The organism is Pristimantibacillus sp. PTI5 (assembly GCF_048572955.1).
Lineage (GTDB): Bacteria > Bacillota > Bacilli > Paenibacillales > Paenibacillaceae > Pristimantibacillus.
This window is the reverse complement of record NZ_CP183886.1, coordinates 3,105,652-3,132,500: the sequence shown is the minus strand read 5'-3', so window position 1 is coordinate 3,132,500 and position 26,849 is coordinate 3,105,652. Positions and strand designations below refer to the sequence as shown.

Genomic DNA, 26,849 nt, shown 5'->3' with positions numbered 1-26,849 from the left:
AGTCAGCAGGTTATAGCTCTTAATATGCTCCAACAGCTTCTCAAGCTGCTTCCGAATGTCCATAACCGGCATTGCTTGCCCAGCCATAAATGAGTTGAACACTTGGCGCAATACAATGACCATTTTGTCATACTCTTCATGCAGGGGAGATGCGACGTATACCAGATTTGCTTCCTGTGCGGATTCTTCCTCTGTATCAGCGCCTGGTTTACCTGCCGCTTGGTTTGATTCAATTTCTACGCTTGCAATAAGGAAGGCTTGCAATATCTCTAATTCTTTAGGCGTTACGACTTTGCCTTTTTGAAATAGGATACCGCCAAGCGGGGTGAGGACATCTTCAATAATTTTGTCGCCTAATTTAAGATGTGATAACGTTACCGCCGCCACAAGAGTTCTCTCCCCTGTAAATGAATATATTCTAAATTCACTTTAAACCACAAAACACAAGCTGATCCGCACGATAACGGAATCAGCTGTGTCATTTACCACTATTCAATCGGCGCTTCGCCACCGTCTTGCTCTTCGTTCTCATCCAGCGCGTCATTCTCTTCGCTGCGTGCAACACGAGTAACTGTGGCTACCGTATCATCCTCGCGCGTATTAATGAGTTTAACCCCTTGCGTATTCCGGCCCATTGTAGAGATGCCTTCCATACTGGTCCGAATCATCGTGCCCGATGCCGTCATTATCATAAGGTCCTCGTCGTTCTCAACGACCTTAAGTGAGACGATTGGTCCATTCTTATCCGTCACATTAAGGGTTTTGATCCCCTTGCCGCCACGGTTCTGGATACGATAGTCCGCCACAGGTGTCCGTTTGCCGTAACCTTTGGAGGTAACGATCAGAATGTCCTTATCCGGTACGATAACGTCCATATCTATAACCGTATCATTATCATCAAGCTGGATACCTTTAACGCCTGTGGCCGAACGTCCCATGGAGCGAACATCTTGCTCCGAATAGCGGATGGACATCCCTTGCGCCGTACCCATGATAATTTCTTGATTACCGTCAGTCAGCTTCACGCCAATGAGGTCATCATCCTCACGGAGCGAGATCGCAATGAGGCCGACCTTCCGGATGTTGATGTAATCGTCCAGCGGCGTTTTCTTCACAACCCCTTGTCTTGTAGCAAAGAACAAGAAGTGCTCAGAATCGAACTCCTGCACCGGTATAACCGCGTTAATCGTCTCGCCTTGTTCAATCTGAATAAGGTTAATGATTGGTGTTCCGCGCGCGGTACGGTTAAGATCAGGAATTTCATAGGCTTTCAGCTTGTACACCTTACCCTTGTTCGTAAAGAACAATAGATAATGATGCGTATTCGAAACGAATAGATGCTCGACAAAGTCATCATCCTTCGTTCCCATGCCGACAACGCCTTTACCGCCCCGCTTCTGGCTGCGATAAGTACCAACCGGCAAACGCTTGATATAGCCGGTGTGCGTAATCGAAATGATAACATCCTCACGAGGAATTAGATCCTCGTCCAGAATTTCTTCATCACTTGCCATAAGCTCTGTCCGGCGCTCATCTCCGAAACGATCTTTTAATTCAGAGAGCTCCGTGCTGATGATATCAAGCACAAGCTGCTCGTCGGCCAAGATCGCTTTATATTCAGCAATTTTACGCATAAGCTCTTCGTACTCTGCCTCGATTTTGTCTCTTTCCAAACCAGTCAAACGCTGCAAACGCATATCCAGAATCGCTTGCGCCTGCTCATGAGAGAGCGAGAATCTTGCAATCAATCCCTCGCGGGCTTGATCAGCGGTCTGAGAAGCACGAATTAACGCAATAACCTCATCCAAATGGTCAAGCGCAATCCGCAAACCTTCCAAGATGTGCGCCCTAGCTTCGGCTTTTTTCAGTTCAAACTCAGTACGCCGGCGAATAACCTCGATTTGATGCTGCAAATAATGATAAAGCATATCACGGATGTTAAGCGTCTTAGGCTCACCATTTACGAGCGCCAGCATATTAATTCCGAAATTGGACTGCAGCTGCGTCTGCTTGTACAAATTATTCAGAACGATGCTTGGATTAACGTCTCTGCGAAGCTCAATGACGACACGCATGCCGTTACGGTCTGATTCATCCCGCAAATCGGTAATGCCTTCGATTTTTTTCTCGCGGACGAGCTCAGCGATCTTCTCTACCAAACGGGCTTTAATGACTTGATATGGCAGCTCATGCACAATAATGCGTGCTTTGCCGTTATTCTCCTCGATTGTCGCACGAGCCCGCATCGTTACTGAACCGCGCCCTGTCAAATAAGCTTGGCGAATGCCTTGGCGGCCCATAATAAATGCGGCTGTTGGGAAATCCGGACCTTTTATATAATCCATTAACTCGACTGGCGTAATATCAGGATTAACAATCAGAGCCTGTACCCCGTCGATAACCTCGTTCAAGTTGTGAGGAGGAATATTCGTGGCCATACCTACCGCGATTCCCGTAACCCCATTCACGAGCAGGTTCGGATAACGTGCTGGCAATACGACCGGCTCCGATTCTTCACCGTCATAGTTGGGTGCGAAATCAATCGTTTCTTTGTTGATGTCCCGTAACAGTTCCATTGCTATTTTTGAAAGACGAGCTTCCGTATAACGCATGGCTGCCGCGAAGTCGCCATCAATCGAACCAAAGTTGCCGTGTCCGTCAACGAGCATATAACGCATGGAGAAATCCTGTGCCATCCGTACCATTGACTCATATACTGCAGAATCACCATGGGGATGGTACTTACCGATTACTTCTCCTACAATTCTCGCCGATTTCTTATGGGGCTTGTCCGGTGACATGCCTAGCTCGGACATTGCAAACAAAATGCGACGATGCACAGGCTTTAGACCATCCCTAACATCGGGAAGAGCACGGCTTACAATGATACTCATTGCGTAATCCATAAAGGAATCCCGCATCTCCGTACCAATATCCCGATCTTTTATAGATATACGTTCTTCTTCCGCCATGATTTACCTCCCTGACGCTATCTATAGCTACTCTTAATCAACATAACTCTTATATTACTTTCTCAAAAAGCGAGCATATAAACCTTTTTTGCTCTTGCTTTTGAAATTCGCGGGGAACTGTCTTCATTCTTCAAAAAAAATAGGTGAAACGCCGCTATCCATACACGAAAAGCCGTCATAGAATAAACAGACCCAACTTTCATTATACCACTCAATTCCAAGTCTGTCTCCTTCATCATTTGATTTCCATGCGTAGAAAAGAAACAGCGCGAGAGGAGAAAAAACGTTGAGCATTCGACGTGTTAAGAGCAAATGGGCTAAAACAAATATCATGCTTAAATCAGAATATTTGAGACAATATATGCCCGCAACAAAGTTGTTTGGACGCGCCACTCTTCAATCTATGCTGAGTGAATATGGAATGGTTTACTTCAAACCAACTAACGGCACCTTCGGCAAAGGTGTAACACGGATAGAAAGAACAACTAAACCGGAGCTAGGTTACCGCTATCAGTTGGAAAAAACAATTTTGTTCTTTCCGACTTTCGAACAGCTTTACGAAAAGCTAGTGAAGCAAAAGAAAGGCCGGCAATATATCGTCCAACAAGGCATCCATCTGCTTCGTCACATGAAGCGCCGCTTCGACATCCGCGTTATGGTCCAAAAAAACCCGAAAAATAATTGGGAAGCGACAGGAATTATCGGACGGCTCGCTCACCCGGCAAAAATCGTTACAAATTACCACAGCGGCGGCACCCCTATGTCTATAGAGCGTCTTATGAGTGACCATACCACCTCATCAGAACTTGCAGCGTTCAAAAACCGTTTAAGAAAATTAAGTATTACCATTGCTAAAAACCTCGAGGCTGCCTATCCAAATATAAAAGAAATTGGGGTCGACATTGCGATTGACGCCAAGCTTCATCCCTGGATTTTGGAGGTCAATACATTACCCGACCCCTTTATCTTCCGAAAGCTGCCCGACCAAAGCGTGTTCCATAAGGTTTACCGGTATGCAGTTGCCTATGGCCGTTTCAAAAAAAGAAGCAGTCGTCCATAATAGGAGGCTGCTTCTTTACCCTGTACACTGCTCTTTAGAAATCTAGATTCGTAACATATCTAGCGTATTTCTGAATGAATTCGCGGCGGGGTTCAACATTATCTCCCATAAGCGTATCGAAAACGACATCGGCCTCAATCGCATCCTCGATCGTTACCTGCAGCATCGTACGGCTTTCCGGATCCATCGTTGTTTCCCAAAGCTGAGTGGCATTCATCTCGCCAAGTCCTTTATAGCGCTGAACGTTAACTTTGACGCCTTCTCCGAATTCAGCAATAATCCGGTCGCGCTCCTTCTCGGTCTGCGCGTAGCGAATCACTTTATTCCGCTCGATTTTAAATAGCGGCGGCTGAGCGATGTAGATATAGCCAGCATCTATAATTTGACGCATATAGCGATAGAAGAACGTCAGCATGAGCGTACGGATATGAGCGCCATCGACGTCGGCATCGGTCATAATGATGATTTTGTGATAACGCGCTTTAGCCAGATCAAAGTCATCGCTAATGCCGGTACCAAGCGCTGTAATGATAGCCCGAATCTCCGCATTGCCCAAAATTCGATCCAAACGCGCCTTCTCTACGTTCAAAATTTTACCCCGAAGCGGCAAAATCGCTTGGAAATGACGATCACGCCCTTGCTTGGCAGATCCGCCGGCAGAGTCACCTTCTACGATGTAAAGCTCACTGATTGAAGCATCCTTCGAAGAGCAATCGGCAAGCTTACCAGGCAGGGATCCTACCTCGAGCGCGCTTTTTCTACGGGTTAGCTCACGGGCTTTACGCGCCGCCTCGCGGGCACGCGCTGCTTGTAAACCCTTCTCTACGATTTTGCGTGAAACCGCCGGATTCTCCTCGAGGAATTCCTGCAGCTTCTCGGCAAAGAAGGATTCCACAATACCGCGAACCTCACTGTTACCAAGCTTGGTCTTCGTTTGTCCTTCGAATTGCGGTTCCGGGATTTTGACCGAAATAATCGCAGTCAAGCCTTCACGCACATCGTCCCCGGAGAAGTTGGAGTCATTGTCTTTAATCAAGTTCGATTTGCGGGCATAGTCGTTAATAATACGCGTTAGTGCGCTCTTAAAGCCGGACTCATGCGTACCGCCCTCATGCGTGTTGATATTGTTAGCGAAAGAATAAATATTCTCGGTATAGCTATCGTTATACTGCAATGCGACCTCAACATGGATATGGTCCTTCGACCCTTCGACATAAATCGGCAGCTCATGAAGCGCTTCGCGATTGCGGTTTAAATATTTTACAAACTCAATGATACCGCCCTCGTACATAAACGTATTCGATACGCCGGTACGCTCATCGGTAAGAACAATTTCGATGCCTTTATTCAAAAACGCCAGTTCACGAATACGCGACTGCAGCGTCTCATAATCATATACGGTTGTTTCCGTGAAAATCTCGCTGTCCGGCGTAAACGTGACCTGAGTGCCCGTTTCCGTCGTTTCGCCAATAATTTTGATATCATACTGCGGAGCACCCTTGCGGTACTCTTGCTGATAGATATGGCCTTCGCGTTTTACTTGAACAATGACGAGCTCGGACAGCGCGTTTACGACAGATACACCAACGCCATGCAAGCCGCCGGATACTTTATAGCCCTCACCGCCAAATTTCCCCCCGGCATGCAAAACAGTCATAACGACTTCTAGCGTCGATTTTTTCAGTTTTGCATTCTCGCCGACAGGAATACCGCGTCCATTATCTATAACGGTTACGCTGTTATTCTCGTGTACGATAACCTCGATTCTTGAGCAATAACCGGCCAAAGCCTCGTCAATACTGTTATCGACAACCTCCCATACGAGATGGTGGAGACCTTTGCCACTGGTGGAGCCAATATACATCCCCGGACGTTTGCGTACCGCCTCTAATCCTTCCAAGACCTGTATCTGACTCTCGTCATACGTATGCTGCTCCAAAGACATGCAACTTCACTGCTCCTCTCAACTGCTGTTCCTGATCGCCTTCGCTCTAGCCGTTCGCCGCAAAATGATGGGCTCGTTTCTTCAACGTAGAGGATGAAATAGGCGAATAATATATTTTCTGCTTCGTTACAACGATCGATTTCGGCTCTTCCTCGCCTATCGTTTCAACGTCCTTGCGCTTGCGTGCTCCCGCAACAAATTGCTTGGAAAGTTTGGAGGACTGCTCGATGGAAATATCAAAAATGGCCACCAGCTCCGCAGCCCGAATTATTTTCTCGCCGCCCAAATGGATGTACATGTCCTCTTCCTCACCTTTCCTATTCGCACCTTAACGCGTCACTCGGCCGCCATGCACATGGTAGATGCCGGCATCCTGAAGCCTGCTCACATTCACGCTTTCAAGGCCGGTCGTTGTAATAAAGGTTTGTACTTTGCTTTGAAATGTCTCAATAAGCTGCGTTTGACGGTTCTGATCGAGCTCCGACAGCACATCGTCAAGAAGCAAAAGCGGGTATTCACCGATTTCCTCGTTAATGAGCTCTATTTCCGCCAATTTTAAAGATAAGGCAGTCGTCCGCTGCTGCCCTTGGGAGCCGAATGTCTGCGCTTCTTTGCCGTTAATAAAAAACGCCAGATCATCGCGATGCGGTCCCACTAGCGTAACCCCTCTGCGAATCTCCTGATCTTTCACCTGTGTTAACTTTATCATAAATTGATCAAATAAAACAGATTCATCTTGCTGGGCATCCGTATCGAATGAAGGCCGGTACTCAATTGTGAGCTGCTCGGCACCGTTCGTTATGCCCGAATGGATTTGTTCTGCAAACGTTTGTAATTTATGTATAAAGTGTTTCCTTTTTTTCATGATTTTAACACCATGCTCTGCAAGCTGCATATTCCATACATCCAGCATCGTTTGATTCGCCCCTCCAGGGTACGAAGCTTTCAGAAAATTATTGCGCTGCTGAAGCACTTTTCCGTACTGCTGCAGAGTATACAAATAGCCGGGCTGCACCTGACCGATTTCCATATCGAGAAACCGTCTTCGCACACCCGGCGTTCCTTTTACAATTTCCAGATCCTCCGGCGCAAACATGACGACGTTGACCGAACCGATAAAATCGCTTAGCTTACGCTGTTCGAGCCCGTTAATTTTAGCTTTTTTCCCTTGGGCCGAATAGAGGAGATCGAGCTTAACCGACCCGTATTTCTTATCGACCTCGCCTGAGATGCGCGCTGCGTCGGCTTGCCAGCCAATGAGCTCCTTGTCTTTGGAGGTACGATGCGATTTCGTTAAAGCAAGTACGAATATGGCTTCCAGCAGGTTTGTTTTTCCTTGGGCATTGGGCCCGAGAAACACATTTACCTTATTGGGCGTTTGCAGATCAAGGTCACTATAGTTTCGATAATTTTGCAGCTGTATGCTCGTTAAAAACACGTTTTGACCTCCCGGTCCATCGGTGCGTTACGCTTTACCTACTGTAAATACGCCGCAGCCTTCAACCTCTACTTTATCCCCAACATACAACTTTCTGCCGCGCCGATTATCCGCTTCTCCGTTAATGATCACGGTGCTCTCTTGAAGAAAAAACTTGGCGTGTCCGCCGGTTGAAATACAATCGGACAGCTTTAGAAACTGCCCTAGCGTAATATATTCTGTTTTGATGCCGATTTCTTTCATCGAAAAGCTCATTCCTTTCTTTTTCTGCGCTTGTGATTAACCTGTTGTACGGTATGGCAGAATGACATACATGCTGAATGCATGATCCATAGGACGAATAATAATCGGGCTCATAGCACCAGTAAAGCCGATGAACAACTGCTCGCTGTCGATAACTTTAAGAACATCAAGCATATACTTCGAGTTGAATGCGATTCTAAGCGCTTCCCCGTTGAATTCTTTTGCTTCAAGCTGCTCCGTAACCCGGCCCAGTTCTGTCGAGCTGGATGAGATTTCAATGGATCCGTCTTCAAGCGTCATAAGCCGCACGATATTGGTTTTTTCCTCGCGGGACATCAGATAGGCGCGGTCAATCGCGTCCATTACATTTTTTGTATCCAAAACAAGTTCTGTTTTGAAGGTTTGCGGAATAATCTTAGAAGTATCGGGATAGGTGCCGTCAAGAATACGCGTATAGAACAATACGTTTCCAAGCTTAAATAGAACTTGGTTGTCTGCTACGACAATATCTACAAGAGCGTTATGCTCCGGAACGAGCTTAGAAAGCTCAATCAGCGTTTTTGCCGAAATAACGACATTGCTGAACTTGAATTGCGCGTCAGTATCGACTTGAGCGGTACGGCTGGCCAGCCGGTGACGGTCGGTTGCTACAAACTTCAGCTCGCCTTCGAGCAAATTCCAAAGCACACCTGTCAAAATTGGCGTTTGTTCGCTTGCCGATGCTGCTAGAACGGTCTGACGAATCATCGCTTTTAATAGATCACCCGGCATTTGCAATACTTCATTTTGTTCAATGGAAGGCAGTACCGGGAATTCTTCCGGATCAAGTCCGACCATTTGAATTTCAGTTGAACCGGAACGAATGATGGTTTGATAAGTATTGCTTACATCGATAACGACTTGCTCCGAAGGAAGCTTTTTTACGATTTCGACAAAAAATTTAGCCGGCAGCACAACGCTTCCGGGTTTATCCACATGGGCAATAACGAATTGATCTCTTTCCACAGGGATAAAGCTTTGAATGGAGATGTCCGTATCGCTTGCGGTGAGCGTTACCCCAAGATGGGTGACCTCGATTTTGATACCGCCGAGAATAGGTATGGCAGGACGTGAAGAAGCAGCTTTAGCTACTTGCTGGATCGCATCGTTTAATTCATTTTTTGAGATTGTTAATTTCATGGTTTCACTCCTAGCGTTCTTATAAATTCATCTAAAGTATGAGCTCGCACGAAACGATGTTTGTTGTTGGAAAAGGCGTTAACCGTTTTTTTAAGCTGACGTATAAATTCAAACGTTGTACAAAGCTTGTATAACGTCGCGAAAAGGACATTTTCCGCTAAAGGAACGGAACTGCCGTTTATGCTTATTTGATGATGTTTTTTTAAAGATTTTTAGTAGTCGTAGTAGTAGGGGCCCTGAATATGTGGATAACCCCTTGGAAGACCGATAAAGCAAGCCTATCCACATGTGCATAGCGTGTGCATAGGCTTGCTTAGTTGTTCACATATGATTTTTGATTTTTTCGGTTAGGTTTTGGACGATTTTGTACAGGTCCTGATCGATCTTCAGCTGCTGCGTAATTTTCTCGTGCGCGTGAATGACTGTCGTATGATCACGGCCGCCGAATGCTTCACCGATTTTAGGAAGCGAGAAGTCGGTGAGCTCCCTCGATAAATACATAGCGATTTGCCTCGGATAAGCAACGGCTTTGGTCCGTTTCCTCGCTTTGAATTCTTCTAGCCGCAGCCCGTAGAACTCTCCAACCTTCGTCTGTATGTCATGCATCGTAATCATTCTCGGCCTGCTGGACGGAATGATATCCTTAAGCGCTTCTGCCGCAAGATGCGACGTAATGTCAGCATTTATTAAGGATGAATAAGCGACAACCCTGATTAAGGCGCCCTCCAATTCACGAATGTTCGTATCAATTTGATTTGCTATATAGATCATCGCTTCGTTAGGAATATCTAGATTTTCCGCTCTCGCCTTCTTCCGCAGGATTGCGATCCGCGTCTCCAGGTCCGGCGGCTGAATATCGGTAATAAGCCCCCATTCAAAGCGTGAGCGAAGCCGTTCTTCCAGCGTCGGTATCTCTTTTGGCGGACGGTCACTCGAGATGACAATTTGCTTCCGTTCCTCGTGCAGCGCATTAAAAGTGTGGAAAAACTCCTCCTGCGTCTGTTCTTTTCCTGCGAGAAACTGAATATCATCGATCAGCAATACGTCAATATTTCGGTATTTCGTACGGAAGCTTTCGCCCCTGTTATCACGAATGGCATTAATGAATTCGTTAGTAAATTTCTCTGACGAAATATACAGAACCTTTGTATTGGGGTTGTGATCCATGATGTAATGGCCGATTGCGTGCATTAAGTGGGTTTTTCCAAGCCCGACGCCGCCGTACAAAAACAATGGATTATAAGCTTTGGCCGGTGCTTCCGCTACCGCTAGCGATGCAGCATGAGCAAAGCGGTTGTTTGCCCCGATGACGAATGTATCAAACGTGTACTTCGGGTTAAGCATATGGGAAGGTGTCGCTTCCTCGGCCATGACTGGGGAATTTACCGTTTTCGGCTGGAACGTATAAGCAGGCTCCGCACCCTTCGGTTCTTCTATAGAGAAGCGAACATCAACCTGTCTGCCCAAAAACTCAAACAATGTTGTTCTTATTAGTTTCGTATAACGGCCCTCCAGCCATTCGGCCGCAAATGTTGTCGGCGCTGTTACTTCAAGCATAGAATCATCGACAAAAGAAGCTCTCGTTGCTTTGAACCAGGTGTCAAAGCTCGGTTTGCTTAATTTAGTCTGGATGATCGACAACACTTGCTGCCATAAATCATAGGTATGGCTGTCCACAGACTGTCACTCCTTATCCAATCGCCACGAATGGCGCAGTTGCAAGAAAAAATGTCGAAAATCAGGGTATTATAACGAAAACATCCACATTATAAAGAATAATAAGCGGATGAGTTATAAATAGGGGATGAGTTTGTTCACAATGTTATCCACAGGCTGTTGATAAAACTGAGGCAATAATGATCTAATCCACAATGAAAACATAATTATCATAGCAAAAGATCCCTTATATTTCAACGAATTCGCATATTTTATCCACATTCTCAACTGCTTGTGCATAAAAGTTATCTACACCACTACATATTGTTTATATCTTGTTAAGATTTCGACAAAGTTCGTTCAAGGGGCCTGTGGATTGTGCACATGTTATTAGTTTTTGATAAAAGGAGTCATTTCATGCGTTTATCCACAGCGTCATCCGAAAAACATTTATCAACAATTTGGGAGCGGGAGAGGATCATTGACTTTTGGCGGCCAACATGGTTTAATAAAAAAAGCGTTTTTTTAAATATAAGGCTTTATAAGTAGCACACTTATATCGCCACTTATATTTCACCGCGAAACGATGCTGCTCCGTCCATTAAGACGGCGAGAGCCGTTTACGCTTAATTGGAACACGCAGTATAGGAGGTGCAGAACGATGAGACCTACATTTAGACCTAATGTTAGCAAACGTGCGAAAGTGCATGGATTCCGCAAACGGATGAGCTCGAAGAACGGACGTAAAGTTTTGGCAGCGCGTCGTCAAAGAGGAAGAAAAGTACTAAGCGCATAAGCAGAAGACCACGTCCGGTGGTCTTTTTTTTTTGCTTTTGGCGATGAGGTGTGGGCGAGCGGCTGCTTAAGCTGCTCGCTTACTGTCGACACTTAGAAGATCAATAAGGGAACGGTGGCCATCAGTCGTGCATAGAAAATTGCGTCTTCGCAATCGTGAAGACTTTAGCCGTATTTATCGGGGCGGTAAATCGTTTGCGAATGGGCAGTTTGTCGTTTATTGGTCTAAGCAGCCATCGGCGGAACCATTTCGCTTAGGCGTGTCCGCGAGCAAGAAAATAGGCAATGCGGTTGTGCGCAACCGGATGCGCCGAATGATAAAGGAAATTGTTCGGCATCAAGCAGATCGGATTGTTCCGAGGACCGACTTCATTCTAATCGTAAGAAAACCAGCTACGTTGATGAAGATGAAGGAAATGGAGAAAAGCGTTCTTCATGTATTGAAGAAAGCCGGTTTGCTGAAGAACAAGACCACAACGAATATAAAAGAGAAGCAGGCAGATTGACGTAATTCGGCCGGCTTGCTTCGCATGCTCAAAATAGGTTCTGCAACTTGCGTAAAGAAAGCGGATGCAGGGGGCACCTCATTGTTTCTTTGTCCCATAAATTATGGTATAGTCTAGAATGAAAATATAGTATTGTATCGTGTATGCAATGCCGATATTTTAATCAGAATCAAATGCTGCGCTGCAAGGGTACGGTCATTGCCGTTATAGCTTGGGATATAAGAAAGTATATGCTTTTCTTCTATACATAACTTATGTTTCTTGGCGAAACGAGTTTTGCCGAAAAAACGGCATTAGCCGTTTGTTACGCTTGATGTAAATGCTCTCAGAGAGGAGTTTTAATGTTGTTGTTTTGGACTAAAAACAAGAAATGGATTTTAGTGCTTGGTCTTGTCCTGCTTATGGGTGTGCTTGCAGGATGCGGTGCTCCAACAACCCAGACGACGGAGACTGCCGATTTATTGAAGGGAAACTTCTGGGAGAAAAACGTTGTTTACTATTTTGCCTTAACGCTTGATACGTTCGCAGGCTGGTTCAATGACTCCTACGGACTTGCTATATTGCTTCTGACGATTATTGTAAGAACGTTAATTTTACCGTTAACGCTGAAACAATATCGCAGCTCCAAGGCGATGCAAGCTCTGCAGCCGCAAATGGCTGAAATTAAAAAGAAACACAAGGATAATCCGCAGAAGCAGCAAGAAGAGACGATGAAGCTTTTCCAAACCCATAAGGTAAATCCGATGGCGGGCTGTTTGCCGCTTATTGTTCAAATGCCGATTTTTATCGCGTTGTACAATTCCATCTATAAAAACCCGGATATTCGTGAGCATACGTTCTTATGGCTTCAACTAGGTGAGAAGGATCCTTATTACATTCTTCCGATTCTCGCTGCCGCTACGACTTTTATTCAGTCCAAGATGATGCAAAAGCAGCAAACGCAAACGATGCCTGGTATGGGCATGATGCTGGCGATCTTCCCTGTGCTTATTTTTGTAATGGCACTTTCATTCCCGGCAGCACTGCCGCTATATTGGGTTTACAGCAACATTTACACGATTGTTCAAAACTACTTCCTGTACGTTCGTTCATCTGACAAGGGTAAGGAGGTCCCTGCGAAATGAAGAAAATCGTCGCATCGGGGAAAACGGTAGAGGATGCTGTACGTAATGGATTAACACAATTGCAAGTCACTGAAGACCGCGTTAAACAAGTTGTGCTTGAGCAGCCCACAAAAGGTTTTTTTGGATTGTTCGGCGCAAAAGAAGCGAAAGTCGAGCTTGAGCTTATTCCCGATCCTATGCTGGAAGCGGAGCAATTTCTCCGTGAAGTAGCTGGTACGATGGGGCTGCAAGTAAACATCGATCGAAAGCAAACAAGAGAAGGAACCCACTTGTCCGTAACTGGAAGTGGCGACCTTGGTATGCTGATTGGACGTCGCGGACAAACGTTGGATGCATTACAGTACTTGGTTAATATTGTGGCTAACCGTTACTCTGACAGCCATCTGCGTATCGTGCTTGATGCAGAGGATTTTCGTGAGCGCCGCCGCAAGACATTAGCGGATTTATCCGACCGCTTAGCGGGACGGGTCATTCGCACCCGGAAAGAAGTTGTCCTGGAGCCAATGTCGCCGCATGAGCGCAAAGTCATTCATTCGCAGTTGCAGAATCACCCTAAGGTGAAAACGTTCAGTAAAGGCGATGAGCCTAACCGGCGAGTCGTCATCGCTTTGAGACAATAAGATGCACAACATAAATCAATACGAATCAATACGCTATCCGCAGCAATGGCTCATAATGGTCATTGCTGTTTTTCCATTTGAGAGGTGCTGACAGCAATGGTACATGATACGATAGCAGCCATTTCGACAGCAGTCGGAGAAGGCGGCATCGCCATAATAAGAATAAGCGGACCGGAAGCAATTGCCGGAATCGCATCGGTGTTTCGTTCAAAAATCAATCTAAAAGATGCAGAGACGCATACGCTGCATTATGGCCACATCATTGACCCGATATCGGGTGAAGAGGTGGAAGAAGTACTGGTTACGCTCATGCGCGGGCCGCGATCCTTTACGGCGGAAGATGTTGTCGAAATCAATGCGCATGGCGGCGTCATTGCCGTTAAAAAGGTCCTGGATGTGGTGCTGCAGCTGCAGGGATACCGCACGGCGGAACCAGGAGAGTTTACGAAGCGCGCTTTTCTAAATGGCCGAATTGATCTTATGCAGGCAGAGGCAGTCATTGATTTGATCCGTTCCAAATCGGATCGGGCTTTTTCCGTTGCGCGGAAGCAAGCGGAGGGCGTTTTGTCGAAGCGGATTAAAGCTTTAAGGCAGACTGTCATTGAGCTGCTGGCTCATATCGAAGTGAACATTGATTATCCGGAGCATGACGTGGAGGAAATGACGAATTCTTTTATTCGCGACCAATGCGATTCTGCTATTGATGAAATAGATCGTTTGTTAAAAACCGCAAATGAAGGCAAGATATTACGAGAGGGCATCGTAACGGCAATTGTGGGTCGGCCCAATGTCGGTAAGTCGTCTCTTATGAATGTACTGACGCAAGAAAACAAAGCGATTGTTACGGATATTCCCGGAACGACCCGTGATGTCATTGAGCAGTTTGTGGCATTAAACGGCATACCGCTCCGACTGCTCGACACAGCAGGTATCCGGGAAACAACGGACGTGGTTGAACGAATCGGAGTAGAAAGATCGCGCAATGCCCTTGAAGAAGCGGATCTCATTTTGCTAGTGCTCAATTATAATGAACCGCTGCAAGCAGATGATCGGGAACTTTTGCTGCAAATGAAGGGCCGCCCGGTCATTGCGATCATAAATAAGACTGACTTGCCGCGTCAATTAGAAATTGAGGTGGTGGAGGAGTCGATTTCTGCGGATTCCATCGTAAAAATGTCGGTTCTTGAAGAGGACGGTCTTGACCGTCTGGAGAAAACGATTAGCGAGATGTTTTTTGAGGGGCAACTTGAATCCGGCGATTTGACATATGTAAGCAACGTTCGACATATTGCTTTACTGAAGAGGGCGAGACAGTCCCTTGTCGATGCGATCGAAGCTTCAGAAGCAGGCATTCCAATCGATCTCATCCAGATTGATGCTCGCTCCGCTTGGGAGTCGCTTGGCGAAATCCTTGGAGACGAAGCCGGCGACTCCCTGATTGATCAAATTTTCTCGCAGTTCTGCTTAGGAAAATAGTTGGATGTAGGTGAGGGTTAAGTGGTGATTTTGCTATCCGCAGATTATGGCGGTTTAAAAGGAAGAAGTATTGCAAAAAAGGTTATATCCTGCAGAACATTACAAAATTCGAGTTTGTTTACCATAAACATATTCATCTAATGCTAATGCAATAAGGATGAACATGATCGAGGCTTTTATTGAAAGTCTCGATCAATGATTAAGAGATCTGTTTTATCGTAAACCTCAATTAGAGCAAACGAAATGAAGCAGATTTTCTGTGAAAGCCTTTAGGAGGGTGAAAAATAATGAGATATAACGCTGGTGAATATGACGTGATTGTCATTGGAGCGGGGCATGCGGGCTGTGAGGCGGCGCTTGCTGCTGCGCGTATGGGCTGCGAAACGCTGCTGCTTACGATAAATTTGGACATGGTTGCATTTATGCCTTGCAATCCATCGATCGGCGGTCCGGCCAAAGGCCATGTTGTCCGTGAAATTGATGCTTTAGGCGGCGAAATGGGACGCAATATCGATAAAACATTTATTCAAATGAGAATGCTTAATACGGGTAAAGGCCCTGCTGTGCATGCCTTACGCGCGCAGGCCGACAAATTTGATTATCAGCATGTAATGAAGAAAACAATTGAGGAAACACCGCATTTGACGCTGCGCCAGGGAATGGCGGAGGAGCTTATCGTTGAAGATGGCAAATGCTTAGGTATCGTTACAAAAACAGGAGCAGAATATCGTGCACGCACGACTGTTGTTACAACAGGAACCTATTTGCGCGGAAAAATCATTATGGGCGAGCTGATGTACGAAAGCGGTCCGAATAATCAACAGCCTTCGGTCAGACTTTCTGCAAGCTTGAAGGAAAATGGGCTCGAGCTTGTTCGTTTTAAAACAGGCACTCCGCCGCGTGTTCATAAAGACACCATTGATTTCACTAAAACAGAGATTCAGCCAGGTGACGACAAGCCCAAGTTTTTCTCTCATGAGACCGAGTCTTCTGCCAATGAACAGCTCCCTTGCTGGTTGACGTATACGTCAGAAGCAACACACAAAATTATTAATGATAATTTGCATCGCGCTCCGATGTTCTCCGGTGCTATTGAGGGTACGGGCCCGCGGTATTGTCCGTCAATCGAAGACAAAATCGTGCGTTTTGCCGATAAGCCTAAGCACCAAATCTTTTTAGAGCCGGAAGGCAAAAATACATCTGAATATTATGTGCAAGGGCTATCGACAAGCATGCCGGAGGATGTCCAGCTTGGTATTTTGCGATCTATCCCAGGTTTGGAAAAAGTTGAGATGATGCGCAATGGCTATGCTATTGAATATGATGCGGTTGTTCCTACGCAGCTGTGGCCGTCTTTAGAAACAAAGGTGATTGACAGCTTGTTTACGGCTGGGCAAATTAACGGAACATCGGGATATGAGGAAGCCGCGGGTCAGGGCGTTATGGCGGGGATTAATGCAGCGCGTAAAGTACAAGGAAAAGAACCGATTATCATCGGTCGTTCAGAGGGCTATATTGGCGTAATGATTGACGACCTTGTTACGAAAGGTACTAATGACCCTTACCGGTTGCTTACCTCAAGAGCGGAATATCGCTTATTGCTTCGCCATGACAATGCGGATCTACGTTTAACGCCAAAAGGTTATGAAATTGGGCTTATATCGGAAGAGCGCTACAATAAATTTTTAAGAAAAAAAGAATTGGTTGAAACCGATATTGAACGTCTGCGCGGCACAAAGGTGAAGCCAGATCAAGTGAATGAAATGCTGGTTGCTGCTGGCACAGCTCCGATGGAGCATGGAACAGACGCGCTTTCCTTGCTTAGACGGCCTGAGGTTACCTATGCGATGCTTGAGACGGTAGTGCCTTCCGTTCCGGAAATGACGGAGGAAATGAAGGAGCAAGTTGAAATTCAAATCAAGTACGCAGGATATATTGAAAAGCAGCTGGTGCAAGTAGAACGCCTGAACAAAATGGAGAAAAAACGGATTCCGGATGACATTGAATATAATGATGTTCGCAGCTTAGCTTCTGAAGCAAAACAAAAGCTCTCCGTTATTCGTCCTCTATCCATTGGGCAAGCTTCTCGTATTGCTGGCGTAACCCCGGCAGATATTTCAATACTGCTTGTGTACTTGGAGCATTATAACCGTGTAACTGCAGCGAGAGGTTCTTAATATGGATGAAACATTGCTTTGGTTTACAAAGAGGATGGAGGAGAGCGGCATTCCGCTTTCCTCTGAACAGCTAGATCAATTCGAGCTTTATTTCCGGTTGCTTGTCGAGTGGAATGAAAAAATGAATTTGACGGGAATTACGGAAAGAGATGCCGTTTATGAAAAACATTTTTATGATTCGATATCGCTTTCCTTTTATACGAAAATGAATAACATCCGTAACATTGCGGATATTGGTTCGGGTGCTGGTTTTCCAAGTATACCTTTGAAAATTTGTTTTCCGCATCTAAAAGTGATGATTGTTGATTCTTTGAATAAAAGAATTCAATTTTTATCTCATCTTACCGAGCAGCTTGGTTTAAAGGATGTTTTGTGTTTGCATGGCCGGGCGGAGGATATTGCGCAGTTAGCTGAACATCGTGACAACTATGATTTAGTAACGGCAAGAGCCGTTGCTCGTTTGAATGTGTTAAACGAATTTTGTTTACCTTTCGTAAGAAAAGGCGGTTTATTCGCAGCTATGAAAGGTTCACAATCTGATGAAGAAGTACGAGAGGCAGCTTTTAGCTTAAGAGAGCTTAAGGGGAAAATTAAATCGCAGCATCAACTGTCGCTTCCGAACGAACAATCCGAGCGTCACATTGTTTTAATAGAAAAGACGGATGCTACTCCGCGTAAATACCCAAGAAAAGCGGGCACACCACTTAAACAACCGCTTCTGTAAAATCAACTATATTGTTCCACGTGAAACAATTGAAAATCCTATAATCGCCATATTTATGCAACATTTATTCATTCAGAACTAGTGTCAAGCAGGAGATCGTCCAGCTTTAGTCGAATCCTTAAGATAGATGAAGAGACTGGACGACACCGTTAGCTTGCGAACAAAAAGCATTGTCCTTGTTAAGGCAGTTGTTCACAGAGCGCGGATAAATATAAGCATCGTATAAGTTCCAAAGCTATACTTGATTATATTTGAAACAAAGCCTCTCCTATCATTTCCGAATGAATTTTGTTATGGATGTTCGCCGTGCAGTTGACGATTATTACCTGAGATAGGTTCTCGCAACCGAAATAATCCAATTGGCAATGAACGAATCTTACTGCTGAAGCGTATTTATTGCAAAAACCTTGTAATTGCTTTTTAATAGAATAGCAGCTCTATTTGTTTATAGCAGATAGAGGCTGCATCTAATATGAAACGCATGATTCCGTTAGTGTTGGGGAAAATGGTTTCATTTGAAGTGATTAAAAACAAGGTTTATCTCATGATCGGGTGGTAATTATCGATATGAAAGAACAATTTTCTCGATTGTTCGGCCTGTCCGAGCAGCGCATACCGCAAGAAGAAGTTCGACAAATTCCGATTCAAGAAATTGACGCAAGTCCATTTCAGCCGCGTACCATTTTTGATGACGATCGAATTGAAGAGTTATGTCAGACGATTAGAACACATGGCGTAATCCAGCCTATTGTTGTTCGCATGCGAAATGGCAGATATGAAATAATTGCAGGAGAGCGCCGCTGGCGTGCGGTTACCAAGCTTGGTTATGATACCATTCCTGGAATTGTTCGTGAATTCAATGATTCGCAGACCGCTTCTATTGCTCTGATTGAAAATCTGCAAAGAGAAGGCTTATCGGCTATTGAGGAAGCGATTGCATATCAAAAGCTGATTGAGCTCCATCAATTAACACAAGAAAGCCTAGCTCAGCGACTCGGAAAAAGCCAATCCACGATTGCAAACAAATTGCGATTGTTAATGCTAAATGATACGATTAAGATGGCATTGATGGAACGCAAAATTACGGAACGACATGCGCGTGCTTTATTGTCGTTAGATAGTGAAGAGCTTCAACTTAAGGTTTTAGAAGAGATCATTACTAAAGATTTAAATGTAAAGCAAACCGAGGTTCGTATTGCCTTCTTAAAAGAATCGACTAAATTAAAGAAAGCGAAGCGTATCTCTTTTACAAAGGATGTTCGTTTGGCTTTAAATACAATTAGACAATCGATTGAGATGGTCTCCGGTTCAGGCCTGCAAATTAAAACGAACGAAAAGGATCACGATGATCATTACGAAATTGTCATCCAAATCCCTAAACGATAGAAATATAATTAAACAATGCAATAATTAAACGTTTATTTTGTGCCGCCCTCACCGAGGGCGGCGATGCCATTTGTAGCAAAAGTCATATTTTTAGTAGATTATAAAAACAACCGAAATATCATTTTTATTCCTATATTATATTGGGGTATTTTTGCTTCTTAGAAAAGCACATAAAAGTTGTACACATTGAGGTGAGCCGGTTTTGTCGAAAATTATTGCAATAGCCAACCAGAAGGGCGGTGTCGGAAAAACGACAACGTCTGTCAATTTAGCTGCTTGTCTAGCATCACTTGGTAAAAAAGTGCTGCTGGTTGATATTGATCCACAGGGGAATACAACGAGTGGATTAGGTATTAACAAGGGTGATGTTACGAACTGTATTTATGATGTGCTTATTAATGATGTCCATCCGAAGGATGCCATGTTTGAAACAAGGGTCCCCGGATTAAAAATCATTCCGGCAACCATTCAACTGGCTGGTGCGGAAATTGAGTTGGTTCCTACGATATCGAGGGAGCTTCGCTTGAAAAAGTCGTTACACATGGTCAAGGATGATTTTGATTATGTATTGATTGATTGCCCGCCTTCCCTAGGCATTTTGACCATCAACTCCTTAACTGCTGCGGATTCTGTCCTTATTCCTATTCAGTGTGAATATTATGCGCTTGAAGGATTGAGTCAGCTGTTGAACACGGTTCGACTCGTTCAAAAGCATTTGAATACATCTCTTCAAATTGAAGGTGTTCTTCTAACCATGCTGGATGCAAGAACAAACTTGGGCATTCAGGTTATTGAAGAGGTTAAAAAGTATTTCCAACAAAAAGTATATCAAACCATTATTCCGCGCAACGTTCGTTTGAGTGAGGCTCCATCGCATGGACAAGCAATTATCACATATGATCCACGTTCTAAAGGTGCGGAAGTTTATCTTGAACTCGCAAAGGAAGTGATTATGTATGAGCAAGCGGCTAGGTAGAGGGCTGGATGCGCTTATCCCATCGCTTTCTGTGAATGACGATGACAAAGTGATTGAAATTTCATTAACGCAGCTAAGGCCTAACCCGTATCAGCCAAGGAAAACATTCGACGAGGATTCCATAAAAGAACTAGCAGAATCCATTAAGCAGCATGGCATTATTCAACCGATTATCGTTCGTACCGTATTAAAGGGCTATGAAATCATTGCGGGGGAGAGACGTTTTCGCGCTTCCCAATTTTGTGGCAATGCGACCATTCCTGCCGTAGTCAGGTCTTTCACAGACCAACAGGTAATGGAAATTGCCTTGATTGAAAATCTCCAACGCGAGGATTTGAATGCAATAGAAGTTGCTATAGCATATCAAGCGCTTATTGATAAGTTCAAGCTCACGCAAGAAGAGTTGTCTATGAAGGTAGGTAAGTCGCGTTCGCACATTGCAAACTTTGTAAGACTGCTTTCATTGCCATCCGAAATTAAAGACAATGTTTCACGTGGAACAATTTCAATGGGCCATGCAAGAGCATTAGTTGGGATTAAGGATGATAAAACACAGAAGGAATTAGCAGACCTGACCGTAGCGCAAGAGTGGAGCGTGCGCGATCTGGAAGAGGCGATTCAGAAGCTTGATTCTAAGCAACCAGAAGATGTAACTAAGCCGAGCCAGCGGAAACGTGATCCTTATATCGATCATCTTGAGGAATCATTGCGTGAACGATTTAAAACCACCGTTAAAATTAAGCAGCAGAAAGATAAAGGCAAAATAGAGCTTCAGTACTATAGCAAACAGGATTTGGAAAGGTTGCTAGAACTGCTGCAATATATGGCATAAAGCTATACCAAACAATGGCATACCTAAGTTGTAATCTTGCTTTTGAAAGATTAAACTAAGGTATGCCATTGTTGTGAACAGGGAGCTAGGAAAGGTGTGAATTTGTGATTAACAACGAACAATCGGTCATTTATTTAGACCATGCTGCAACATCTTGGCCTAAACCGCCGGCAGTAACGGAAGCAGTCATTCACGCTATGTTGAATGACGCCGCTAATCCAGGTAGAGGCAGCCATGCAATGGCTGTGAGGGCCAGTCGTATTTTGTTTGAGACGCGTAAGCATCTTGCTAAGCTTTTCAACATAAAAAACCCGAATGATATTGCATTCACCTCAAATACAACCATGTCGTTAAATATGGCGATCAAGGGTTGGCTGAAGCCGGGCGATCATGTCATTGCAACTTCAGTGGAGCACAACTCGGTAAGACGGCCATTATATTACTTGGAGCAAACGATGGGTATTGAAGTAAGCTATGTGGAATCGGATGAACGCGGCTTTTTAAATTTAGATGATGTTGCCAATGCCATACGTCCCAATACAACGCTCGCGGTTGTTAATCATAGTTCTAACCTGCTTGGAACGATAATGCCCGTAGCGGAAATTGCTGAGCTTACAAAAAAACATGGCATAAAGCTTCTTGTAGACGCAGCTCAAAGTGCCGGTATAATACCTGTAGATGTAAGAGCTATGGGGATTGATATGCTTGCTTTCCCAGGGCATAAGGGACTGCTTGGTCCACAGGGCACAGGAGGCCTATACATCAATCCTGAGCTTGATTTGGTGCCGTTATTGCATGGCGGAACCGGGAGTCAGTCAGAGGCGCGTGAGCAGCCCCAGGTTAGGCCGGATCGCTATGAGGCCGGAACTCAAAATACACCAGGCTTGGCAGGGCTTAAAGCAGGTGTTCAGTATGTGTTGAATGAGACGGTTCAGAAAATCCATACTAAGGAATGGACATTGACGCAGAGGCTTTTGGAAGGACTAAAATCGGTTAATGGAGTCAAATTGATGGGGCCTGATCTTGGTGAACAGCGAACAGGAATTGTGGCTTTTAATTTAACCGGCGTTGATCCATCGGAGCTGTCGTTCATTCTGGATCAGCATTACCGGATTGCCGTGCGAGCCGGCTTTCATTGTACACCGCTCGCACATGCTTGTGCAGGAACTACGGAGACGGGAGCTATACGCGCTAGTGTTGGCGTATTTACGACAAACGAGGAAATCGATACTTTGACAATGGCCATAAAGGAAATCGCACAGCAGTATGGGGTATAGCAATGAATTGGGGGCGGATTAACAACGATGGAAGACTGGACATCAAATCCGATGAATGCTGTTACGGTGGGGTTAGCTTTATTTGTCATCATATTATTCATTTGGATTTCAATCATTGGCGGGCGGCTGAAAAAGCTGCGTAAGCAGTATACAGCGGTCATGGGGAATACGGGAGTAACGAATATTGAAACTGTGATTATTGAATTGAAGGAAAGCCTTACAGAACTGCAGCAGGAAAACAAACAATTGAAATCGCAATTAACTGAGGTGCAAGAAACTGTGCATTTGCAAAAAGGGAAAATAGGCGTTATCCGTTATAATGCTTTTGCTGAACAAGGCAGTGATCTTAGCTTTTCAATTGCCATTATTAATGATGCGAAGGACGGAGCCGTTTTCTCGAGTTTACACAGCAGGGAAACCAGCTATGTCTATGCAAAGCCAGTCGAAAAAGGCGAATCTGTTTATCCATTAACGCCTGAAGAGCGCAAAGCTATTTTGGAAGCAAAATAACATCCGGACATCTCATTAAAGATTATCAGAGGCTGCTGTTTGTTCAATTGCAGTGTTGGTAAGATGAACGTTATTCGCAATCGCTGTAAAAAGGCTAAGCGCTATAATATCGGACATTTTCATTACAAGATGCAGGCGAGTGTTTTGCAGCACGAAATATTCCATAAAGCCGCCAACGTTAACGATACCGGTAATATGGATATCGCCAACCGGAGGGAGATCTTTATTGACGCCGGCACCAGGGCGAACAGGGCCAACACCTACTTGGATACTGCCTACGCTGGAAACTTGACCAAGGCATGCATCGATACCGATAACAAAAGGTTTATGATAGCGGCGATTGATTTCAATAAGCGTATCATCCAAATTCATGGCATGGACAGGGTTTTCTAATGTGCCAAACAGCTCGAAATGAGGACTGCGGTACTTGGATAAATTCGTTCCGATTAGAGGTCCCAAAGCGTCGCCCGTTGATCGGTCCGTACCCACGCATACGACTACGATGGGGCGGTTGCCGGCCATCTCTTCCAGCATGGCGGTTAGGCGATTAACCAGCATGCCAATAACGTTAGCAGTCGTGTAAGGTACCTTCAAAGGCGTCTCTTTAATAAATGAAAGTTTCATAGAATCCCTCCGATAATACCGATATGTTACTAGTATATGGATGGGACAACCATTTTATACGTCAGATAGTTTTGATATTTTGTTTGCGAAATGGTTTGTCATTCGAATCAATGGAGGTCATGCACGTGCTAATTGCGTTTGACTCCACGCAGCAGGCATTGCGTGCGGAGATGCTGCTGGAATATGCAGAAATCGAAATCGATATTTGTCCTACGCCCAAAGAAATAACAGCCGGCTGCGCGTTATCGATTCATTTTCCGGAAGAGGATTTATTGATGGTAAAGGAAGTCATTGTGCAAGAAAACGTAGAGGTTAGAGGCATATTTAAAGCCATCGAATCCGGATACGAGCAAGTAAACATATAATTTAGATAAGGGTTGGAAAGAGGAGGAAGTAGTATGTCAATCAAAGAACGATACGATAAAGTTGTTACATGGTTGACAGATAATGAATTTTGGGGATCCTTCGGCAGCTCAGCTTTGCGTGTCGTAATGTTTTTGTTTATTGGGCGATTAGTGGTTTGGATTATACATAAAACAATCGATCGGGTTATTTTGGAACGTGAGAGCAAGAGGCCGGTTAACCATACGAGAAGGATGACAACGGTTGGCAAGCTCATGAAAAATGTAGCCTCGTATGTCGTTTACTTCATATCAACCATGCTTATTCTATCTGAGTTCGGCATTAATCTAGGTCCTTTGCTTGCGGGAGCAGGAGTGTTGGGACTAGCAATAGGTTTTGGCGCCCAGAGCTTGGTTAAGGATATTATTACAGGATTTTTTATCGTGCTGGAGGATCAATTTGCCGTCGGCGATGTCATACAAACGGGTCAGTTTAAAGGAACCGTGGAAGTGATCGGTCTTCGGACAACGCGGATCCAAAGCTGGACGGGTGAGGTCCATATCGTGCCAAACGGCATGATTAACGAGGTTACGAACTTCTCGATCAATAACAGCATCGCCGTTGTAGACATTTCGATTGCTTTTGAAGAAGAGGTTGACCGTGCCCTTGAGGTCGTTCGCCATACGATGATAACGATGCAGGATGAGAATTTGATTAATGCGCCAGAGGTACTCGGTATCCAAACGATTGCTCCCACTGGCGTGACCCTTCGCGTTATTGCAGAATGCCGTCCCAATACGCATCCGGTTGTGGCGCGAAAATTAAATATGGTGATCAAGAAAGCATTAGATGCGAGCGGAATCGAAATTCCTTATCCGAGAATGGTGACCTATCACCGGAATGAAAAAGGGGGCGTGAAAGGTGGAGCGTAAGCAATTTGAGCTGGGTGATGTCGTTCAAATGAAAAAACAGCATCCATGCGGCTCTAATGAAATGGAAATCATTCGAATGGGCATGGATATTCGCATTAAATGCGTGGGTTGTAAACACAGCGTGCTTATCCCGCGAGCTAAATTCGAAAAAAATATGAAGAAAGTGCTTCGGTCAAAAGGTGCAACGGAAGATGGCTCCAATGCTTAATGATCAATAATAAAAAAACAGAACAAGCACTTGCATGAAGACAAGGCTTATGATACAATAATTTTTACATGCGGAGAGGTACCCAAGAGGCCCAAGGGGGCTGACTCGAAATCAGCTAGGCGGGTCAAACCGTGCGTGGGTTCGAATCCCACCTTCTCCGCCATACTTAAACAGTCAAACGATTCGATATTCGGATCGTTTTTTTATTTACATATTATTTTGCTGGGAGGCCAGTGAATTGAGCGCGCCTAAGCTGCCTTTAACGGATGATGAACGCAAGCGATTAAGACAAGCAAAGATTAAGCTCCTTGATTTAGTGAATTTTTCCGCGGAAGAACTAAGCGTCACATTATTGGTTTCCGTGAATCGAGCAGCGCATTTGCTTGCACTTGCTATCTTTCAAAGCGTGCCATCGATTGGCCCGAGCCTCTCCATGAATTTAGTCGAGCTGGGTTATTTATCGTTGGACCAAATTAAGAGCGGCGGAGAGAGCGGAGCCGAGCTTGTAGACCGTCTGGAGCGCCTGCACGGTGTTTGGATGGATCCGTGCGTAGAAGACGTGATGAGGCTAGCCGTGTACCATGCGAATCATCCAGGGAGCGATAAGCAATGGTGGGACTTTACGCAGGAGCGGAAGTTGTACCGAGCGGAGCATGGTTATCCCGCAGATCGCCCAAGTAAAAGCTGGCACGAGTAGAAAAGAGAAGAGGGCTCTCGCGAGCCCTCTTCTTGACGGTGGTTGATGGTTGAGTCGATTAATTCTCACGACAAGCATTTGAAACCTTGGAATCATTCGTCAATCGGAGCAAATCAGCCAGGGCTTCATTTTATCCTTTTGAGCACAACGTTACGTATCCGCTTGAACGGTTGTACCTAACGATGCTCGAATGCGCGTGTGTTACAGACATGTGTCTTTGGCACAACCCTCCGCTTCTATCCTGTGTGAACGAAATCCTCTTAAGGCGGTACTCACCTGCGAAACGAATGCTGATCCATCAGAAGACGGGACCAGTCGTTTACGCATGCCAAAATGGTTCAACGGAACCACACCTCTCTTACACCGTCGATAATTAGAATGACCAAGGAAGCCCTTCACCATTCATTAAACCAAAAAACTAATGCCCCATACGCTTCCATTTTCGTTCATGGTTGCTTGTTTCCGGAAAGCGTTCTCCCTTGTTAAGCCTAACTTTTTTCGGATTTTGAATGCCCATGTGAAATGAATTCACTCCATCCTCGATATAAGTGCCATCGTTCGGAGCTCTGTCTCCCGGCGAAAAGATTGTACCTTCACCCATCATGATCATCCTCCAGCATAATTTTGGCGCGTTAAAGAGAAGCTCGCTTCATCTGTCCGCTGGGGTAGTATTTGCAGTAAGGTTAATTTGCATAAGTAGCAGATATCGGCTAAAAAACGTATTCGAGCAAAACCTCTGTTATTTTCGCTTGTCATAGGCGATTGAATTTGATATAGTATAGAGATGCGAGCAGAAGCTCGTTCCTTGCTCCATTTATGGGGCCGTTAGTCCAAGAGGAGGTGAAACAATATGCGCAAATATGAAGTAATGTACATCGTTCGTCCAGACGTTGAGCAAGAAGCCTTGCAAGCGATCGTTGACAAATTCCATGGCATTATCTCCAACGGCGGAGAGGTCACAAAGCAAGATGTGAGCGGAAAACGTCGTCTTGCGTATGAGATCAATAAGCTTCGTGATGGGTACTTTGTACTGGTACATTTCAACGCAACGACTGAAGTTGTGAATGAACTTGACCGCATCATGAAGATTACGGATGAAGTTATCCGTTCGTTGATCGTCAGAGACGTCGCTTAATCCACGCTGGATTGT

28 protein-coding genes and 1 tRNA gene (1 of these 29 running past the window's edge) are annotated in these 26,849 nt (G+C 45.0%); 19 read left to right on the top strand and 10 right to left on the bottom strand.

All coding sequences use genetic code 11. The features are described 5' to 3' along the window. Positions 1-387, bottom strand: partial view of an HD-GYP domain-containing protein gene (locus ACN6MW_RS14065; protein ID WP_419875941.1) — the beginning only. It extends 687 nt beyond the left edge of the window; the window shows 387 of its 1,074 coding nt (coding positions 1-387); its start codon is at positions 385-387; its stop codon lies off the left edge, out of view. Between the two features lie 101 nt (positions 388-488). Continuing rightward, the gene (gene gyrA, locus ACN6MW_RS14060; RefSeq protein WP_419875940.1) at positions 489-2,972 is read right to left on the bottom strand and encodes a DNA gyrase subunit A; all 2,484 of its coding nucleotides are present in this window, start codon (positions 2,970-2,972) and stop codon (positions 489-491) included. A gap of 286 nt (positions 2,973-3,258) precedes the next feature. Here gyrA and ACN6MW_RS14055 point away from each other — a divergent pair, with 286 nt between their 5' ends. Further along, positions 3,259-4,032, top strand: coding sequence for a YheC/YheD family protein (locus ACN6MW_RS14055; RefSeq protein WP_419875939.1), 774 nt, complete (start codon positions 3,259-3,261; stop codon positions 4,030-4,032). A gap of 34 nt (positions 4,033-4,066) precedes the next feature. Here ACN6MW_RS14055 and gyrB read toward each other — a convergent pair whose 3' ends face one another. The 6 genes from gyrB to dnaA form a co-directional block, all read right to left on the bottom strand. After that, positions 4,067-5,977 (bottom strand): DNA topoisomerase (ATP-hydrolyzing) subunit B, encoded by a 1,911-nt coding sequence (gene gyrB, locus ACN6MW_RS14050; protein WP_419875938.1) that lies wholly within the window; start codon positions 5,975-5,977, stop codon positions 4,067-4,069. Positions 5,978-6,023: 46 nt separating this feature from the next. Continuing rightward, on the bottom strand, positions 6,024-6,275 hold the full coding sequence (gene remB, locus ACN6MW_RS14045; RefSeq protein WP_012772007.1) for an extracellular matrix regulator RemB: 252 nt from the start codon (positions 6,273-6,275) through the stop codon (positions 6,024-6,026). Between the two features lie 30 nt (positions 6,276-6,305). Further along, positions 6,306-7,415: a DNA replication/repair protein RecF gene (gene recF, locus ACN6MW_RS14040; RefSeq protein ID WP_419875937.1), complete on the bottom strand. Its 1,110-nt coding sequence runs from the start codon at positions 7,413-7,415 to the stop codon at positions 6,306-6,308. A gap of 27 nt (positions 7,416-7,442) precedes the next feature. Continuing rightward, on the bottom strand, positions 7,443-7,658 hold the full coding sequence (gene yaaA / locus ACN6MW_RS14035) for a S4 domain-containing protein YaaA (RefSeq protein ID WP_364152698.1): 216 nt from the start codon (positions 7,656-7,658) through the stop codon (positions 7,443-7,445). A 36-nt stretch (positions 7,659-7,694) separates the two neighbouring features. Then, on the bottom strand, positions 7,695-8,837 hold the full coding sequence (gene dnaN, locus ACN6MW_RS14030; protein ID WP_364152695.1) for a DNA polymerase III subunit beta: 1,143 nt from the start codon (positions 8,835-8,837) through the stop codon (positions 7,695-7,697). Between the two features lie 321 nt (positions 8,838-9,158). Continuing rightward, positions 9,159-10,514 carry a chromosomal replication initiator protein DnaA gene (dnaA, locus tag ACN6MW_RS14025; protein ID WP_364152692.1) on the bottom strand — a complete coding sequence of 452 codons (1,356 nt, stop codon included), beginning with the start codon at positions 10,512-10,514 and terminating at the stop codon, positions 9,159-9,161. Positions 10,515-11,154: 640 nt separating this feature from the next. Here dnaA and rpmH point away from each other — a divergent pair. The 12 genes from rpmH to ACN6MW_RS13965 all read left to right on the top strand — a co-directional run bounded on the left by rpmH (position 11,155) and on the right by ACN6MW_RS13965 (position 22,896). Continuing rightward, positions 11,155-11,289 (top strand): 50S ribosomal protein L34, encoded by a 135-nt coding sequence (rpmH, locus tag ACN6MW_RS14020; RefSeq protein ID WP_308997689.1) that lies wholly within the window; start codon positions 11,155-11,157, stop codon positions 11,287-11,289. Between the two features lie 127 nt (positions 11,290-11,416). Further along, positions 11,417-11,794 (top strand): ribonuclease P protein component, encoded by a 378-nt coding sequence (gene rnpA, locus ACN6MW_RS14015; protein WP_364152689.1) that lies wholly within the window; start codon positions 11,417-11,419, stop codon positions 11,792-11,794. 341 nt (positions 11,795-12,135) lie between these two features. Next, entirely contained in the window at positions 12,136-12,918 is a 783-nt protein-coding gene (locus tag ACN6MW_RS14010; protein ID WP_419875936.1) for a YidC/Oxa1 family membrane protein insertase, read from the top strand. Further along, positions 12,915-13,538, top strand: a complete 624-nt coding sequence (jag, locus tag ACN6MW_RS14005) for an RNA-binding cell elongation regulator Jag/EloR (RefSeq protein WP_308997686.1) — start codon at positions 12,915-12,917, stop codon at positions 13,536-13,538. The genes ACN6MW_RS14010 and jag overlap by 4 nt, the downstream gene beginning before the upstream one ends. Positions 13,539-13,634: 96 nt before the next feature. Beyond that, entirely contained in the window at positions 13,635-15,014 is a 1,380-nt protein-coding gene (mnmE, locus tag ACN6MW_RS14000) for a tRNA uridine-5-carboxymethylaminomethyl(34) synthesis GTPase MnmE (protein ID WP_419875935.1), read from the top strand. A gap of 287 nt (positions 15,015-15,301) precedes the next feature. Further along, positions 15,302-17,191, top strand: coding sequence for a tRNA uridine-5-carboxymethylaminomethyl(34) synthesis enzyme MnmG (gene mnmG, locus ACN6MW_RS13995; protein ID WP_419875934.1), 1,890 nt, complete (start codon positions 15,302-15,304; stop codon positions 17,189-17,191). A gap of 1 nt (position 17,192) precedes the next feature. Then, on the top strand, positions 17,193-17,915 hold the full coding sequence (gene rsmG / locus ACN6MW_RS13990; RefSeq protein ID WP_419875933.1) for a 16S rRNA (guanine(527)-N(7))-methyltransferase RsmG: 723 nt from the start codon (positions 17,193-17,195) through the stop codon (positions 17,913-17,915). A gap of 567 nt (positions 17,916-18,482) precedes the next feature. After that, the gene (noc, locus tag ACN6MW_RS13985) at positions 18,483-19,301 is read left to right on the top strand and encodes a nucleoid occlusion protein (RefSeq protein WP_364152673.1); all 819 of its coding nucleotides are present in this window, start codon (positions 18,483-18,485) and stop codon (positions 19,299-19,301) included. A 202-nt stretch (positions 19,302-19,503) separates the two neighbouring features. Beyond that, the gene (locus ACN6MW_RS13980; RefSeq protein ID WP_364152670.1) at positions 19,504-20,277 is read left to right on the top strand and encodes a ParA family protein; all 774 of its coding nucleotides are present in this window, start codon (positions 19,504-19,506) and stop codon (positions 20,275-20,277) included. Next, positions 20,258-21,109, top strand: coding sequence for a ParB/RepB/Spo0J family partition protein (locus ACN6MW_RS13975; RefSeq protein ID WP_364152667.1), 852 nt, complete (start codon positions 20,258-20,260; stop codon positions 21,107-21,109). The genes ACN6MW_RS13980 and ACN6MW_RS13975 overlap by 20 nt, the downstream gene beginning before the upstream one ends. Positions 21,110-21,216: 107 nt before the next feature. After that, positions 21,217-22,386, top strand: a complete 1,170-nt coding sequence (locus tag ACN6MW_RS13970; protein WP_419876347.1) for an aminotransferase class V-fold PLP-dependent enzyme — start codon at positions 21,217-21,219, stop codon at positions 22,384-22,386. Positions 22,387-22,413: 27 nt separating this feature from the next. Beyond that, on the top strand, positions 22,414-22,896 hold the full coding sequence (locus ACN6MW_RS13965; RefSeq protein ID WP_419875932.1) for a DUF4446 family protein: 483 nt from the start codon (positions 22,414-22,416) through the stop codon (positions 22,894-22,896). 15 nt (positions 22,897-22,911) lie between these two features. On the opposite strand, the gene yyaC is transcribed toward ACN6MW_RS13965, so the two are convergent. Then, positions 22,912-23,520, bottom strand: coding sequence for a spore protease YyaC (gene yyaC / locus ACN6MW_RS13960; RefSeq protein ID WP_419875931.1), 609 nt, complete (start codon positions 23,518-23,520; stop codon positions 22,912-22,914). A 119-nt stretch (positions 23,521-23,639) separates the two neighbouring features. On the opposite strand from yyaC, the gene ACN6MW_RS13955 reads away from it, so the two are divergent. From ACN6MW_RS13955 to ACN6MW_RS13935, 5 genes are all read left to right on the top strand, one after another. Beyond that, a complete protein-coding gene (locus tag ACN6MW_RS13955) occupies positions 23,640-23,885 on the top strand; it encodes a DUF3343 domain-containing protein (protein WP_419875930.1) in 246 nt (81 codons plus the stop codon). A 33-nt stretch (positions 23,886-23,918) separates the two neighbouring features. After that, positions 23,919-24,794 (top strand): mechanosensitive ion channel family protein, encoded by an 876-nt coding sequence (locus tag ACN6MW_RS13950; RefSeq protein ID WP_419875929.1) that lies wholly within the window; start codon positions 23,919-23,921, stop codon positions 24,792-24,794. Further along, a complete protein-coding gene (locus ACN6MW_RS13945; RefSeq protein ID WP_419875928.1) occupies positions 24,784-25,002 on the top strand; it encodes a DUF951 domain-containing protein in 219 nt (72 codons plus the stop codon). The genes ACN6MW_RS13950 and ACN6MW_RS13945 overlap by 11 nt, the downstream gene beginning before the upstream one ends. A gap of 72 nt (positions 25,003-25,074) precedes the next feature. Continuing rightward, positions 25,075-25,165, top strand: a tRNA-Ser gene (locus ACN6MW_RS13940). A 75-nt stretch (positions 25,166-25,240) separates the two neighbouring features. Further along, on the top strand, positions 25,241-25,699 hold the full coding sequence (locus ACN6MW_RS13935; protein WP_419875927.1) for a helix-hairpin-helix domain-containing protein: 459 nt from the start codon (positions 25,241-25,243) through the stop codon (positions 25,697-25,699). A 418-nt stretch (positions 25,700-26,117) separates the two neighbouring features. Here ACN6MW_RS13935 and ACN6MW_RS13930 read toward each other — a convergent pair whose 3' ends face one another. Further along, complete coding sequence (locus ACN6MW_RS13930) at positions 26,118-26,300, bottom strand: YjzC family protein (RefSeq protein WP_308997703.1); 183 nt, start codon at positions 26,298-26,300, stop codon at positions 26,118-26,120. A gap of 249 nt (positions 26,301-26,549) precedes the next feature. Here ACN6MW_RS13930 and rpsF point away from each other — a divergent pair, with 249 nt between their 5' ends. Then, the gene (gene rpsF, locus ACN6MW_RS13925; RefSeq protein WP_053373427.1) at positions 26,550-26,834 is read left to right on the top strand and encodes a 30S ribosomal protein S6; all 285 of its coding nucleotides are present in this window, start codon (positions 26,550-26,552) and stop codon (positions 26,832-26,834) included. Positions 26,835-26,849 lie beyond the last annotated feature (15 nt).